Raw genomic sequence first — 13,762 nt, 5'->3', positions numbered from 1 at the left:
AAAAAGCTCCTAAAGAATTATTTTTATTTACAACCCACCAGAGTGTTTATTTAATTCTATCCCAAGCCCAAGTTCTTTTTTACTGCTTTTCAATTCTTTCCAAAGTGTTTCAATCTGGTCATAGGCTTCCTCTGGAGAGAGTTTACCACCTGTTTCTAAGGCAGTTATGTAAGCAACTTTTTGAGAAAATATTTGTAGGTTGGCATTAAATACTAGGTTTTGTGGCTTAACTTGACCATAGTAGCAACTGCGGGGGTAGAGAAAATTATCTTTGTCTCTTTGATTTGGTACTTTCATATTTACATAAGCCACATTGGGCTAAGGTAGCATCAAAACTGTACTGAAAATTATAGCCTCTTTCAAAAGTTGGTAAATGCCCTTTATCTGGGTTGTTATAATCGGGTTCATAACCAGACTTAAAGTTTTCTCTATTGCTATTGTGTCTGATGCACCCTACAGACTAGAAAAACCTCAAAAATGAATAACAAGCAACTTGAGCGATTATTTTAGATATCTATATTCCATTTCTAGACTTTAGTTTCTGATTTTTGACTTTAATTTGTGGCAAATTTTTCTTATCTTTATATAAATAACAGATTTCAACCAGCGTCGTCCAAATTTCTAGAGAACCATGAAATTGACTAATGACATCATCGATAATTCTGGAAACGTTCTGTTGAAAAAAGTCTGGCTCAAATCCATAGAATACTCTTGATAAATTATTAGCAAATAGTTCGAGAGATTGTTTACGTTCTTCATTTTGAGTAGATTCTGAAGCTTTGATTACCTGAGTATGTATTGCTGAGATTTTTTCCAAAATTTCCTCAGAGTCCAGTAAGGTTACTTCCCCTGAGTAATGAAATTTTATTCCCAGATCACTAAGCTCATAAACACTGTTCTTAATTTTCTTTTTCAGCAGGTTACATATTTCCTCATTAAATATCTCACTTGCTAGAGGATTACGCATATAGTTATTTCTAATATGATTTTGGACAGCATCAACGTGTGCAGCGACAATACCTTCTTGCTGTATCCATAACCTATAGATATAATCCTCAAACCTGAGTCTGGTTGGGAAAAAGGGTGGTAAACCCAAGCGATTATCATATCCTGCGACTCCGCAATCCATTCTCCAGTTTTTGTTAGTAATTACTGGTCTAAAATTGGTGAGAATATAAAAATCATTCAAGTCATTGGGACTGATTTGAGTTTCATCATGAAGATACATATTCACGAAATCAATGGTATCAATATCGTTAGTTCCTGTGCGAAATGTTTGGGCAATTTTGACAACAGCATTATTTAATACCGTTCCTTCTTTTAAGAAAAGACTATTTTCGCGAAAGTAACCCATTGTGGCATTAGTTTCTAAATCCATTGCTGTATCAACAAGAAATTCTCCTGTCTCGAAATTCTCTGGTACATGACTGGCTTTTTGACCAAGAACATCACCAAAAGCAGTGAGTAAATCAAAAGATTTATGGACAAATCCTTCGTCATTAGGTTTGACTAATTTACCTCGACATATTTCGGAACTTGATAAAGATTCTGGTTTAGTTTCCATCAAAGCATAAGGTCGCATATCATCATCTGCACTGACCATAAAATGCCCAAGAGTGTACATTAATGTGAAGTTACGATTGCCACCATAACTAGGTCGAAATAAGTTTTTAACAAGTGATTCCAATTTGCGATCGCGTAGTCTTTCATTTAAAAAAGTAATAAACTGCTCTTTTTCATGAGGTCCAACATAATATAGATCGTTGACAGTCTTCGTTTGCTCTAAAAGTTGGTAGTATTTTTCGTAATTACCAAGAGTTGAATCATCAAAAACGATCATTTTGATTGCGTGTCCGTTTACCCAGAAATTCTCATCATATTTCTCGATAGTTTCAGCTACATCTCTCAGTCTATGAGTGGGAATTACAAAGATAGTTTCTTTTGATTTCATAATTGCCTTTGATTATTTCACGTGAAGTTGAAAAAAATTACACTTTCTTGTAACTTTTAAAATTTAAAAGTGGTTCTGAATGTGCCAATTATTGCATCATCATTGTTGGAACTTTGACCAGGATTTGTTAACCAAATTATTCCTGGAGTGATAGAAATATTGTCGCTGAGACGATATTTATAAAAGCCTTCAATGTGATATGGAATGAAAGCATTATTGTTGCTACTTGTTTTTGATTAGTTAATGGCTGATCAACCTCAGCGTTGACGCTATCAATTTCCTTAATTGATACTAACAAAGTAGTCATTAAACTCACGGAAATTAACACTGAATTTTTGCAAAATAAATGAGACATTTTGATTTTCCTCACACCTGGTTTATGTAGACAAAAATTTACTTACTGCTAAGAAGACTTCTTCCAGATTTTTTCTAAAATCTCTATTTGCTGTCTTCTTTCAATAGTCATTTTTTGAGCGATATCAGGTACTCGCTTTTGGCTATTATTTAATAGCTCAATTTGGTGGATTATTTCTCTTGAAGGCAGACGAGCCTGTTTTTGGCAATTTCTATACCTTAAAAAGCATCCTAAACTCAGGCCAATAATTGCCAAACTTACAAAAGATACTGCCAGATAACCAATATATGGTTCAGGATGATTTACAGATTTAGCCTGACTAGGCTGAGGGACAATACCAATAGAAAAAGTAGGCTGAAGATGAAAGTTATTGAAGTTCATAACATAGCTATAAATAGCGAATTACAAATGAGATCCGCAATTATGAAGTGGGTTTTAATTTCTTTCTAAATTCAGAACTTGGTGAACAATTTTTGAGATTTCTATTTTCAATTTGCTAGAAATTGAATTTGATTCAACGACTAAAATCAGACAAGCAATAGTAAAAGCGAGCGCAGTGACACTGATATGGCACATCCTGTTTAACTTGTGTTTATTCTTCCTATAAGCAGCAGTTGATTTTCTCTCTTTTACAGGAGGTACAGTCGCCGCAGCCGCTAAACGAGGACTTAAAAACTCTGCTACTTTTCGCGTCAGTTCTTCACCTTCAGTTCTCGCAGGAAAGTAATACCAATCTTGTGTTTCAGGATCAAAAACTGTGCTGGAGTAAACAGAATTATCTGCGATCGCACTTACAGAAGTAGGTGAATTTTTTTGATGACTCAACTCAAAAAAAGGAGTTTCAAAATAGTCCTCTGTATTTGTAGTTTTGGCATTACCTAATGAACTATTCAAATCTATTAGTGCCTCTGCTGCAAAGTGATAGCGTAGTTTAGTTGCTGGATGTACTAGCTTACAGAGAATCTTCTCTAAAGAAAGACTTATCGGTTCAATTAAATATGACTGCCATATCCACACATCTTCACTACAATCATATAAATCAAAAGGCGACATCTGGGTTAATAAATGTAGACAAGTAATACCCAAACTGTAAAGATCGCTGGCAAATACAGCTTTACCTCGAATTTGTTCCGGTGCAGCATATTCCGCACTACCAATAATTGTTCCAGTTTCCCAACTTTGCCAATTATATTTAGCAGCACCAAAATCTACTAAAAATAATTTGCCATCTTTTTGGCGACGAATAATATTAGCAGGTTTGATATCCCGATGAATTACTTGATGAGTGTGAATAAACTGTAATAAAGGTAACAACTCACCAAGTAACTGGCAAATTTCTACTTCATTAAACGGACCAGAGTCAGCTAATTCTTGTTCTAAATTTTGTCCATCAACCCATTCCTGGACTAAATATTGCTTACCTTCTTCCTCAAAGAAATCTAGGAATTGAGGAATTTGACAATGTTGACCTAGTTCTGCTAAACGCACAGACTCTTGCTGAAATAATTCTCTAGCTTTTTGTTGAAAATAGTCTGTTTCTGGTTGTGAAAAAAATTGCTTTATGACACATAGACTAGATACTGAATCATCCAAAAATTGCCTACTTTTAACATCTTGCTCATCAACAGCCAGAAAAGTTTTGCCAAATCCTCCTTGCCCAATAGTTTTTATGAGACGATAGCGGCTACTCAGGAGAGTATTTGACTGAATAAATCCAGAATTGTTATTTTCTTCTGAAAACTTTAGGTATTGTTGTTTATCGGGAAAACCGCTGCACATACAACGGATTACTCCTTAAATTAAATGATTTACTAAATGGGGTACAAAAATTTTTCCAAACTTGTCTTTGTGATATTTATCATCCCATTTCTTCCTATTCTTCTGACACCTCCACGTTCACGTTGAAACAATTTTATTTCTTGAATATTAGGTAATAAAATCGGGTTTTGTGACAATGAAAAAGTTTGATATTTTAACCACCCTAATATGAAATAGGAATAGCAAGGCGTAAATAACATCCAAGTAATAAAGTTCAAACAAATCAATATTTTAATCTTTTCTGTTGTAAGCATAGAAATTGATCTTATTGATCCTAATTCAACTCGCAGACGTTAAAAAATCTAATGCTAGATTCAACTTCAAAACATTAACTCCAGGTTCACCAAATATACCTAAAAAACGCCCATCTGTGTTTTGAGAGATTAAAGTTTCTAGTTGCTGTGGTTCTATTCCTCTTGCTTTAGCAATGCGTGCAATTTGCACCTTTGCACCTTCAGGAGTAATGTGAGGATCAAGACTAGAGCCAGAAGTATAAACTAAATCAGCCGTCGGTTGGATATCTGCTTTTTTTAAACGATTAATTTCACCTTCATTACCATTAATTCTTTCCAACAAAGCAGGATTACTGGGAGCTAAATTACTAGCACCAGATACTCCAGTTTTCAAAACACCAGCTTCATCCTTTTTAGGATCTGCTGTGCTGTAATTAGTCGTGCTGGGACGACTCCAAAAATACCTTTCACTTGTAAAAGGTTGACCGATTAATGCTGAACCAATAATCACACCTTGGGAATTTGTAATTAAGCTACCATTCGCTTGATAAGAAAAAGCAACTTGTCCCGAAACCAACATAAATAATGGATAGATAAAAGCCGTTATCACCCACAAAACTAAAGTCGAACGAATCGCCTTACTAACTTGATGTCTCTGACTCATTTTTAAATCTCCCAGGGTGAAAAATATTAACCTTTTTGTTGGGTTGTGCTGTTGCTTAACCCAACCTACGAATTACAAATTAGTGATTAAAACCTCTCTGGTTGAAAAATCACAACAAATAAATAAATACAAAGACTCAGGGTAACAAGTCCCAATAATGTAATTGTGTAAGCCGAAAAACGCGATTCTGATATCGGTGTCGCTGCTTGTACTGCTGGTGCGAGTAATAAGTTAAAGCAAAGCAGTAAAAACAGACTGAGCGGAACTCGATTTCGTTTAGAAATTGCCAATGCAAATACTTCTGAAATTTCCGGTGGTAAATATTCCATAATTTAAAATCCAAAATCCAAAATCTAAAATTAATTAGGCTAGTCCTACAGATGCAATAAAAACGTCAATAATTTTGATCGCAATAAAAGGAGCAATCACGCCACCTAATCCGTAAATAAAGATGTTTCTTTGCAGAAGTTGGTCAGCAGTGAGAGGACGGAATTTCACACCAGTTAATGCTAAAGGAATTAACGCGGGAATAATTAAAGCGTTGTAAATTAAAGCTGATAAAACTGCTGATTGGGTACTTGCTAAACCCATGATATTTAAACCACTTACACCAATACCAGGGAAAATTGCCGGAATAATTGCAAAGTATTTGGCGACATCATTAGCAATTGAAAAAGTTGTTAAAGCACCACGAGTAATTAGTAATTGTTTGCCAATAGTGACGATATCAATTAATTTGGTAGGGTCAGAATCTAAGTCCACCATATTTGCAGCTTCCTTAGCAGCTTGAGTACCAGAATTCATTGCCACACCTACATTTGCTTGAGCTAAAGCTGGTGCATCATTAGTACCATCTCCAGTCATTGCGACTAATTTTCCTTGAGCTTGTTCATTACGAATTACTTCAATTTTATCCTCTGGTGTTGCTTCCGCAATAAAGTCATCTACACCTGCTTCTTGGGCAATGACAGAAGCTGTAAGACGGTTATCTCCTGTCAGCATTACAGTTTTAATTCCCATGCGGCGCATTTGATCAAATCGTTCTTTAATCCCTGGTTTAATAATATCTTTAAGATAAATTACACCGTAAATGTCATCACCTTTACAAACTGCTAATGGTGTTCCTCCTAATTTAGAAACCCGTTCATAAGCTGCATCAAGTTCTGGAGTTAATTGTCCATTGCGAGAACGCACAAATCCTTTAATTGCATCTACAGCACCTTTGCGAATTTCTACACCATTAGGTAAATCAATACCACTCATACGGGTTTTTGCAGAAAATTCAATTCCCTCCGCATTTTTTGAACTAAAATCTAATTTTGCTCCTAATGATTCGGCTAATTTAACAATTGATTTTCCTTCAGGAGTTTCATCAAAAACACTTGATGCTAAAGAAATTTGGGCAACTTCATCTAGGGAATGACCTTTAACAGGAATAAATTCCTCTGCCATGCGATTTCCTAAAGTAATTGTTCCCGTTTTATCTAAAACTAAAGTGTTAATATCTCCACAGGCTTCTACAGCCCTTCCAGAAGTAGCTATGACGTTAAATTGAGCAACTCTATCCATCCCTGCAATCCCAATTGCACTCAATAATCCGCCAATTGTGGTGGGAATTAATGCCACTAATAAGGCAATTAATACCGCAATACTTACAGGTGACTTAACATAAACTGAGACTGTAGGTAAAGTGGCAATTACTACTAGAAAAACTTGAGTTAGCACTGCTAAAAGTACAGTTAAAGCAATTTCATTGGGGGTTTTAGTACGAGCAGCCCCTTCAACTAAAGCAATCATGCGGTCAATAAAACCTTGACCTGGATCTGATGTTACTTTAATAGTTAATTCATCAGAATTAATGCGAGTTCCTCCTGTTACAGAACTAGCAATATCAGTTCCCGGTTGTTTTAATACTGGTGCAGATTCTCCAGTAATAGCAGATTCATCAACAGCAGCTACCCCAGCAATTACTTCTCCGTCTGCGGGGATAACATCACCAGCTATAACTTTAATTTGGTCACCACGACGCAACGTAGTAGAATTAACTTCTTGAATAGAACCATCAGGAAGAAGTTTTCGGGCTGTAACATCAGATTTTGTCGCCCGTAATGAGTCAGCTTGCGCTTTTCCTCTTCCTTCAGCAACAGCTTCCGCAAAATTTGCAAACACAAGAGTAAAGAACAGAATTAGGGTAATTAAACCGTTAAAAAGTCGCGGATTATTACCAGGAGTAACACCAAAAAGATTAGGTTCAACTGTTACTAATGCTGTAATAATTGTACCGACCCATACCAAAAACATAACTGGATTTTTTAGCATATTGCGTGGGTCTAATTTAACAAATGCTTGTTTAAATGCCCTAGAATAAATTCCAGTCTTTTTAACCTTGGGAGTATGTTTACGTTCTTGTCGAGTTTTTGTAGTTTTCATGGAAATTTAGTTACTTTTAAATTCACAACTCCAACCTAATTTCTTTCTTCCTTTGCGCCTCTGCGTCTCTGCGTGAGGAAAAAATATATAGTTCATTTACCGATCAAAAACCATTCAGCAATAGGACCTAAAACTAATACGGGGAAAAAGGTTAGCGCCCCAAGAATTAAAATTACTCCACCTGTAACTCCGGTGAATAAACGAGTGTCGGTTCTGAGAGTACCGGCAGTCATGGGAACTGGTTGTTTTCTAGAAATACCATCTGCTAGTAACAGTAAAGCGATGATAGGAATATAACGACCGGCTAAAATGCTGACACTGGTACTAAGATTCCACCACAGGGTATTATCTCCTAAACCTTCAAAACCAGAACCGTTATTTGCAGCAGCGGAAGCATATTCATAAACTACTTGAGAAACGCCGTGAAAACCGGGGTTACTAATACCTGAAAGAGTATCGGGAAAGGCAAAAACTATCGCCCAAGGAATTAAAACTGCGAAAGGATGAACTAATAAAACTACGCTGGAAAGAACTATTTCTTGTTTCTCTATTTTGCGTCCTAAAAATTCTGGTGTGCGTCCTACCATTAAACCAGTTAGGAATACTGCCAAAATTAAATAGATAAATAAATAGGCTGTGCCGGTTCCCTGTCCTCCCCAAATAATTTGTAAAAACATATTTGAGAGTGTGGAAAATCCTCCAGGAGGCATTAATGAATCGTGCATTCCGTTGACAGCACCACACATTGTTGCTGTTGTCATTACTGCCCAAAGTGCTGTTTGCGCCCAACCAAATCTGACTTCTTTTCCTTCTAAGTTGGGTTGCTGTGATTCTAATAGAGAATTAACAAGAGGATTGCCTTGATATTCACCAATTACTGTGATGACTACTAAGAAAACAAAGATGATAAATACCATCCAAAATACTAACCAAGCTTGTTTAAGATTATTAGCAAATACTCCATAGGTGTAAATAAAAGCTGAAGGGATAGAAATCATCGCCCAAGTTGCTAATAAATTAGAAAACCCATTGGGATTTTCAAAGGGGTGGGCTGAGTTAACACCAAAAAAACCGCCGCCATTTTCACCAATTTGTTTAATTATCTCATAATGGGCAACTGGTCCACGTGCGATCGCTTGTGTTGCTCCTTCTAATGTTGTCGCTGTTGCCACTCCTGCAAGGGTTTCGGGTACACCAGCCATGATTAATAATAATCCCCCAACAACAGACATAGGTAGTAAAATCCGGGTAATTGCTTTAGTTAAATCACCATAAAAATTACCTAATCCTCTCCCTGTTAAACCGCGAATAAAGGCAATCCCCACCGCTAAACCTGTCGCGGCTGAAGTAAACATTAAAAAACCCAAAGCAAAGGTTTGACTGGCATAACTAAAGGTTGTTTCTCCAGAATAATGCTGTTGATCTGTGTTGGTTAAAAAAGAGAGAGTAGTGTGTAATGCTAAATCCCAACTTGGCGCTTTTAACTCTGTAGGATTTAGCGGTAAAAATCCTTGAGTCATCAATATCAAAAATACCAAAATCGCCATAGCAAGATTACTATAAATCACCGCTTTTGCATATTGCCAACCTGTCATTTCATCTTCTGGGCGAACTCCACTTAATAAGAAAATTATTCTCTCAAAGGGATTTAACACAGAGTCGAGCAGTGTTCTTTCTCCTAGAAAAACACGAGCTATATATCTCCCTAAAAAAGGAGTAGTGGCAATGACAATAATTAATGTCAATGCAATTTGCATCCAACCTTGTAACATGAATTATAAAAACTCCTCAAAAAATCTTTCAACTTCTTCAGAATCAATCATGTTTATCCTGCTAATCCTGATATGGCTTGCGCTACCAGACAGTGATATTGAGATGATTAATTCATATCATCAATTATTGATGAAAGAAAAACAAGGAATACAAGAGTATAAAAATCGTTTATTTTCATATATAGGTGTTTACCCAGAAATATATATCAGTGTTTAGCAGGTTTAGGATAAATCTAAACGCTAGATATAATTCTCTGTAAACACTATATTTAACTAATATAATTTATCTATTATTAATATAATTCAGTAGTATTTGATATTTATTCTCTCTGTGCGATGGACACTTTGCACAAGTCGGGGAACCCGCCCAAGCAAGTGTCCTCCTCTGCGTGAAACAAAACTCCTTGTCCAACACAAATTAAATAGGAGTGCTATATACTTAGTTAAAATAATCAAAGGTAGCTTTATAAATGGTATATTTAAAAAATAAATTAATAAACAATAACTTACAAATCAGTAAAATATTACTGATTGTGACTATATTTATCTTTCTAGGAATTTTAGAGTATTCCACCCCCAATGACTATGTTTTTGGATATCTCTACAGTGGAGCAATTTTATTAGTAAATTCTTGGTTTGGGGGAATGGCAACAACAAGCGCAACATTTGTTGCTGTTTTTCTAACCATGTTAAATGTGTGGATACCCGTAAGGGAAGTCATTCAGGCTTCTACTATTGCTAGTCGAGTAATTGCCGCAATGGCGTTGATAGTCACAGGATTTTTAAGTCAGCGATTGCGAAAATCTCAAAAAGCTATTGCACTTACTCAAACTCAACTCGAATCCCAAGCCCAATTAGTAAGACTAAGAGAGGATTTTGCCTCCACACTTACCCACGATTTAAAAACACCACTTTTAGGTGCAATTGAAACTATTAAAGCTTTTCAACAAGAAAAATTTGGTGCAGTTTCACCAACTCAGCAAAAAGTTTTGGCAACAATGGCACGCAGTCATGAAACTTCTCTAGATTTATTAGAAACTTTGTTAGATGTCTATCGCAATGATACTGAAGGCTTAAAACTAGATTTAGCTCCTGTGGATTTAAGCATATTAGCAGAAACGGCAGCGGCTACTTTGATTGAATTAGCGGCAAATCGTCGCATACATCTATCCTTAAACTATGGTAACTCCGATTGGAGGCGATCGCTCTGGGTTAATGGCGATGCTTTGCAACTGCAACGAGTTTTTAGCAATCTTCTCATTAATGCTATCAACCATTCTCGACGCGGTGATCATGTCGAAGTTGTCTTAGAACCCCAAACTTCCTATCAAGTTGTGAAAATTTTAGATACAGGTGCAGGTATTCAACCCGAACAGTTTCCCCACTTATTTGAACGATTTTACCAAGGAAATAGCGATTCCTACGGAGCGCTGCGCTATCGCGGTGGGCTTTCCCAACGTCAAGCTAAAGGTTCTGGATTAGGGCTTTACTTATCTCGGCAAATTATTGAAGCCCATAACGGTATAATATGGGCAGAAAACAGAGTTCCCAATGGTGCCATTTTTGGTTTCAAGCTCCCTGTTTTGCCATTTCAGTCTTAAATACATGAGATGTCTTCTAGCAAAATAAAAATCCTCCTAGTTGAGGATGATGAACTTTTCCGCTTGGGCTTGCGTGTGCGATTGCAGCAGGAAACTGGTTTGGAGATTATCGCCGAAGCGGAAGATGGTGAAACAGCTATTGAGTTAGTAAACCAGCATCCTCTCAATGTTGTTCTTTTAGACATAGGATTACCAGGAATCGGGGGAATTGAAGCCTGTCACCAAATTAAACAAAAATATCCCAATTTGCCAGTTTTAGTCCTCACTTCCCATGCTGAAAAATCCCTAATTGCGCGGTTAATTGCAGCGGGCGCTCAAGGCTATTGTCTCAAAGGAATTGCCGCTGAAAAATTGCTTTTAGCTCTCCGTTCTGTAGCTGCTGGAGCATCTTGGTGGGATGAAACTGCAACTAAAGAAATTCGTTCTTCTTTTGCATTTGATTCATATAATATCCGGTCAGAAAATATTTTAAAAGCCTCTAATCCTCTTACTCACAGAGAAGAAGAAATTCTCACACTTCTAGCCGCCGGCAAAACCAATCATCAAATAGCTGAAACTCTTTACATTACAGATGGAACTGTCAGAGTTCATGTTCATGCAATACTGCATAAGTTAGGAGTTGGTGATCGTCAAAGTGCTGTTGTTGTTGCTTTACAAAAACAGTTAATTAATCCCTTATAACTGAAATAGTCTTTAAATTACGAATTACGAATTACGTATCCCTAGCGGAACCGAAGGAAATATTACGAATTACGACCTGTGGTACTAGACTTTACAGCTTTAATCTGGCAATATGTCCTGGCATAACTAATTATATTCACCAAAACTCGAAAATATAGAATATAATCATCAGCTAATCTCGGTTATGTTTGGCATGAGATATTTTAAAGGGTGTAATCTTATACTAGAAACCAGTAATAGTGTAAAAAAGTTATCATTGGTTTCTATATCTTGAGAGGCAGGAGAGATAATGTGTTGTATAAATATAGGAATCCTATAGATAATGCTAACTAGCGAAAAAATGAATAAGAGTAAGATAGAAATATTTTTAACATCAACTTCAAGAAACATCTAGAAAATAGTAAATTCAGATTTACTCTCTTGAGGTGATTCAGAGCAATCACCCAATTCTTAACCATCAAATTTACGAGTAATTCATTCATCTGTTATCTCTAAGTATTGACAGGCTAAAACTTCAGTTTAATTGAGTAAAAACTAAATGGGACAAGGTTTTTTACAAATTGCGTTAACGCTGTGTATCGTCATATTCATTACTCCCAAATTGGGAAAATACATAGCCAGTGTATTTTTGGGAGAAAGCACAATGCTTGATCCTATTATGAACCCAATAGAGAAAATTCTCTATATACTAGGGGGTGTCCGCAGAAAAGATGAAATGACAGGTTGGCAGTATATCCGGGCAGTAATATGCACCAATCTAGTCATGGGAATTTCTGTATATTTACTAATCTCTTTTCAGAGACTTTTACCCTGGAATCCTAACGGTTTTGGGGCGATGAAATGGGATACCTTACTGCATACTACTATTTCTTTTCTGACTAATACTGACCAGCAACACTACGTAGGAGAAACAAGCTTAAGCTATTTTAGCCAAACTGCTGCTTTAGGCTTTTTAATGTTCACCTCAGCAGCCACAGGTTTAGCGGTAGGAATTGCTTTTATTCGCGGGTTGACAGGGAGAAAGTTAGGGAATTTTTATGTGGATCTCACTCGTGGAATAACCAGAATATTGCTACCTCTGTCTATTATCGGTGCGATCGCACTCATTATCTTAGGTGTACCGCAAACATTAAAAGAAACTCTAGTTCTCCAAACCTTAGAGGGAGGAACTCAGTATATACCTAGAGGTCCAGTTGCTTCCTTTGAAATCATCAAAATGTTAGGTGACAACGGCGGCGGTTTTTTTGGTGCTAACTCCGCCCACCCCTTTGAAAATCCTAATGGCGCTTCTAACTTAATAGAAATTATCGCCATGATTTCTATCCCCACATCATTAATTTACACCTACGGCATATTCGCCAATAACCTCAAACAAGCTTGGTTACTATTTTGGATGGTGTTTATTATCTTTGTAATTCTAATTTGGGTAACTACCGTTGGCGAACTGCAAGGAAATCCCATCATTAACAAAAACCTGGGGGTAGAACTACCGAACTTAGAAGGTAAAGAACTGCGATTTGGCTGGGCAGAAACTGCACTATGGGCAGTCACAACTACTGCTACCATGTGCGGTGCTGTCAACGGGATGCACGATTCCCTCATGCCTCAAGGCATATTTTCCACCTTATTCAACTTATTTCTCCAAATTATTTGGGGAGGACAAGGAATAGGCACAGCATACTTATTTATTTACCTAATTCTGACCATGTTTATCACCGGGTTAATGGTAGGACGCACCCCGGAATTTTTCGGGCGCAAAATAGAAAAACGGGAAATAGTCCTCGCCAGTGTAGTGCTGCTGATTCACCCGATGATGGTGTTGATTCCCAGTGCGTTAGCTTTAGCCTATCCTATCTCCCTAGCAGGAATCAGCAACCCAGGCTTTCATGGTATTTCTCAAGTAGTTTATGAATACGCTTCAGCCTCGGCAAATAATGGTTCTGGCTTAGAGGGGTTAAAGGACAACACTCTCTGGTGGAACTTGAGTACCAGTTTCAGCATTTTAGTAGGGCGTTACATTCCCATTATTGCCATCCTCCTCTTGGCTGATAGTATGTCCCGCAAACCGAAACAACCAGAAACCCGTGCTACCCTCAGAACCGATTCTCTCCTATTTACAACTGTCACCGCCGGCGTAACCATCATTTTAGGAGTACTGACTTTCTTCCCAGTTTTAGCTTTAGGCCCTATAGCTGAAGGTTTTAAACTAGCTTCGGGAAGTTAGGGGACGCGGTGACACGGAGATGGGGAGATGGGG

At 37.1% G+C, this 13,762-nt stretch carries 12 protein-coding genes and 1 pseudogene; 3 read left to right on the top strand and 10 right to left on the bottom strand.

The window, feature by feature from the left end; genetic code table 11:
- Window positions 1-27 precede the first annotated feature (27 nt).
- The 10 genes and pseudogenes from H6G59_RS24520 to kdpA (H6G59_RS24475) all read right to left on the bottom strand — a co-directional run bounded on the left by H6G59_RS24520 (window position 28) and on the right by kdpA (H6G59_RS24475) (window position 9,223).
- On the bottom strand, window positions 28-297 hold the full coding sequence (locus tag H6G59_RS24520) for a DUF7219 family protein (RefSeq protein ID WP_190719827.1): 270 nt from the start codon (window positions 295-297) through the stop codon (window positions 28-30).
- Window positions 298-514: 217 nt separating this feature from the next.
- On the bottom strand, window positions 515-1,951 hold the full coding sequence (locus H6G59_RS24515; protein WP_190719824.1) for a hypothetical protein: 1,437 nt from the start codon (window positions 1,949-1,951) through the stop codon (window positions 515-517).
- Between the two features lie 56 nt (window positions 1,952-2,007).
- Window positions 2,008-2,157, bottom strand: a pseudogene (locus H6G59_RS24510) (carbohydrate porin); the annotation flags it as partial.
- Complete coding sequence (locus tag H6G59_RS24505; protein ID WP_190719821.1) at window positions 2,088-2,306, bottom strand: hypothetical protein; 219 nt, start codon at window positions 2,304-2,306, stop codon at window positions 2,088-2,090. The pseudogene H6G59_RS24510 and the gene H6G59_RS24505, both read right to left, overlap by 70 nt.
- 48 nt (window positions 2,307-2,354) lie before the next feature.
- Window positions 2,355-2,687, bottom strand: coding sequence for a hypothetical protein (locus tag H6G59_RS24500; RefSeq protein WP_190719818.1), 333 nt, complete (start codon window positions 2,685-2,687; stop codon window positions 2,355-2,357).
- A gap of 54 nt (window positions 2,688-2,741) precedes the next feature.
- Entirely contained in the window at window positions 2,742-4,085 is a 1,344-nt protein-coding gene (locus H6G59_RS24495) for a serine/threonine-protein kinase (RefSeq protein ID WP_190719813.1), read from the bottom strand.
- A gap of 318 nt (window positions 4,086-4,403) precedes the next feature.
- The gene (gene kdpC, locus H6G59_RS24490; RefSeq protein WP_190719810.1) at window positions 4,404-5,021 is read right to left on the bottom strand and encodes a K(+)-transporting ATPase subunit C; all 618 of its coding nucleotides are present in this window, start codon (window positions 5,019-5,021) and stop codon (window positions 4,404-4,406) included.
- Between the two features lie 86 nt (window positions 5,022-5,107).
- On the bottom strand, window positions 5,108-5,350 hold the full coding sequence (kdpF, locus tag H6G59_RS24485; protein WP_190719807.1) for a K(+)-transporting ATPase subunit F: 243 nt from the start codon (window positions 5,348-5,350) through the stop codon (window positions 5,108-5,110).
- Window positions 5,351-5,384: 34 nt separating this feature from the next.
- The gene (gene kdpB, locus H6G59_RS24480; RefSeq protein WP_190719804.1) at window positions 5,385-7,451 is read right to left on the bottom strand and encodes a potassium-transporting ATPase subunit KdpB; all 2,067 of its coding nucleotides are present in this window, start codon (window positions 7,449-7,451) and stop codon (window positions 5,385-5,387) included.
- Between the two features lie 92 nt (window positions 7,452-7,543).
- Window positions 7,544-9,223 (bottom strand): potassium-transporting ATPase subunit KdpA, encoded by a 1,680-nt coding sequence (gene kdpA / locus H6G59_RS24475; protein ID WP_190719802.1) that lies wholly within the window; start codon window positions 9,221-9,223, stop codon window positions 7,544-7,546.
- A gap of 470 nt (window positions 9,224-9,693) precedes the next feature.
- On the opposite strand from kdpA (H6G59_RS24475), the gene H6G59_RS24470 reads away from it, so the two are divergent.
- From H6G59_RS24470 to kdpA (H6G59_RS24460), 3 genes are all read left to right on the top strand, one after another.
- On the top strand, window positions 9,694-10,824 hold the full coding sequence (locus tag H6G59_RS24470) for a sensor histidine kinase (protein ID WP_190719799.1): 1,131 nt from the start codon (window positions 9,694-9,696) through the stop codon (window positions 10,822-10,824).
- 9 nt (window positions 10,825-10,833) lie between these two features.
- Complete coding sequence (locus H6G59_RS24465; RefSeq protein ID WP_190719796.1) at window positions 10,834-11,505, top strand: response regulator transcription factor; 672 nt, start codon at window positions 10,834-10,836, stop codon at window positions 11,503-11,505.
- Between the two features lie 538 nt (window positions 11,506-12,043).
- Complete coding sequence (kdpA, locus tag H6G59_RS24460) at window positions 12,044-13,729, top strand: potassium-transporting ATPase subunit KdpA (RefSeq protein WP_190719793.1); 1,686 nt, start codon at window positions 12,044-12,046, stop codon at window positions 13,727-13,729.
- Window positions 13,730-13,762 lie beyond the last annotated feature (33 nt).

The organism is Anabaena lutea FACHB-196 (assembly GCF_014698305.1).
Taxonomy (GTDB): domain Bacteria; phylum Cyanobacteriota; class Cyanobacteriia; order Cyanobacteriales; family Nostocaceae; genus Anabaena; species Anabaena lutea.
This window is presented reverse-complemented; position numbering and strand designations above follow the sequence as displayed.

Coding starts and splice junctions, on each gene's coding strand:
- H6G59_RS24520 (WP_190719827.1), bottom strand. CDS start 297: ATGAAAGTACCAAATCAAAGAGACAAAGATAATTTTCTCTACCCCCGC.
- H6G59_RS24515 (WP_190719824.1), bottom strand. CDS start 1,951: ATGAAATCAAAAGAAACTATCTTTGTAATTCCCACTCATAGACTGAGA.
- H6G59_RS24505 (WP_190719821.1), bottom strand. CDS start 2,306: ATGTCTCATTTATTTTGCAAAAATTCAGTGTTAATTTCCGTGAGTTTA.
- H6G59_RS24500 (WP_190719818.1), bottom strand. CDS start 2,687: ATGAACTTCAATAACTTTCATCTTCAGCCTACTTTTTCTATTGGTATT.
- H6G59_RS24495 (WP_190719813.1), bottom strand. CDS start 4,085: ATGTGCAGCGGTTTTCCCGATAAACAACAATACCTAAAGTTTTCAGAA.
- kdpC (WP_190719810.1), bottom strand. CDS start 5,021: ATGAGTCAGAGACATCAAGTTAGTAAGGCGATTCGTTCGACTTTAGTT.
- kdpF (WP_190719807.1), bottom strand. CDS start 5,350: ATGGAATATTTACCACCGGAAATTTCAGAAGTATTTGCATTGGCAATT.
- kdpB (WP_190719804.1), bottom strand. CDS start 7,451: ATGAAAACTACAAAAACTCGACAAGAACGTAAACATACTCCCAAGGTT.
- kdpA (WP_190719802.1), bottom strand. CDS start 9,223: ATGTTACAAGGTTGGATGCAAATTGCATTGACATTAATTATTGTCATT.
- H6G59_RS24470 (WP_190719799.1), top strand. CDS start 9,694: ATGGTATATTTAAAAAATAAATTAATAAACAATAACTTACAAATCAGT.
- H6G59_RS24465 (WP_190719796.1), top strand. CDS start 10,834: ATGTCTTCTAGCAAAATAAAAATCCTCCTAGTTGAGGATGATGAACTT.
- kdpA (WP_190719793.1), top strand. CDS start 12,044: ATGGGACAAGGTTTTTTACAAATTGCGTTAACGCTGTGTATCGTCATA.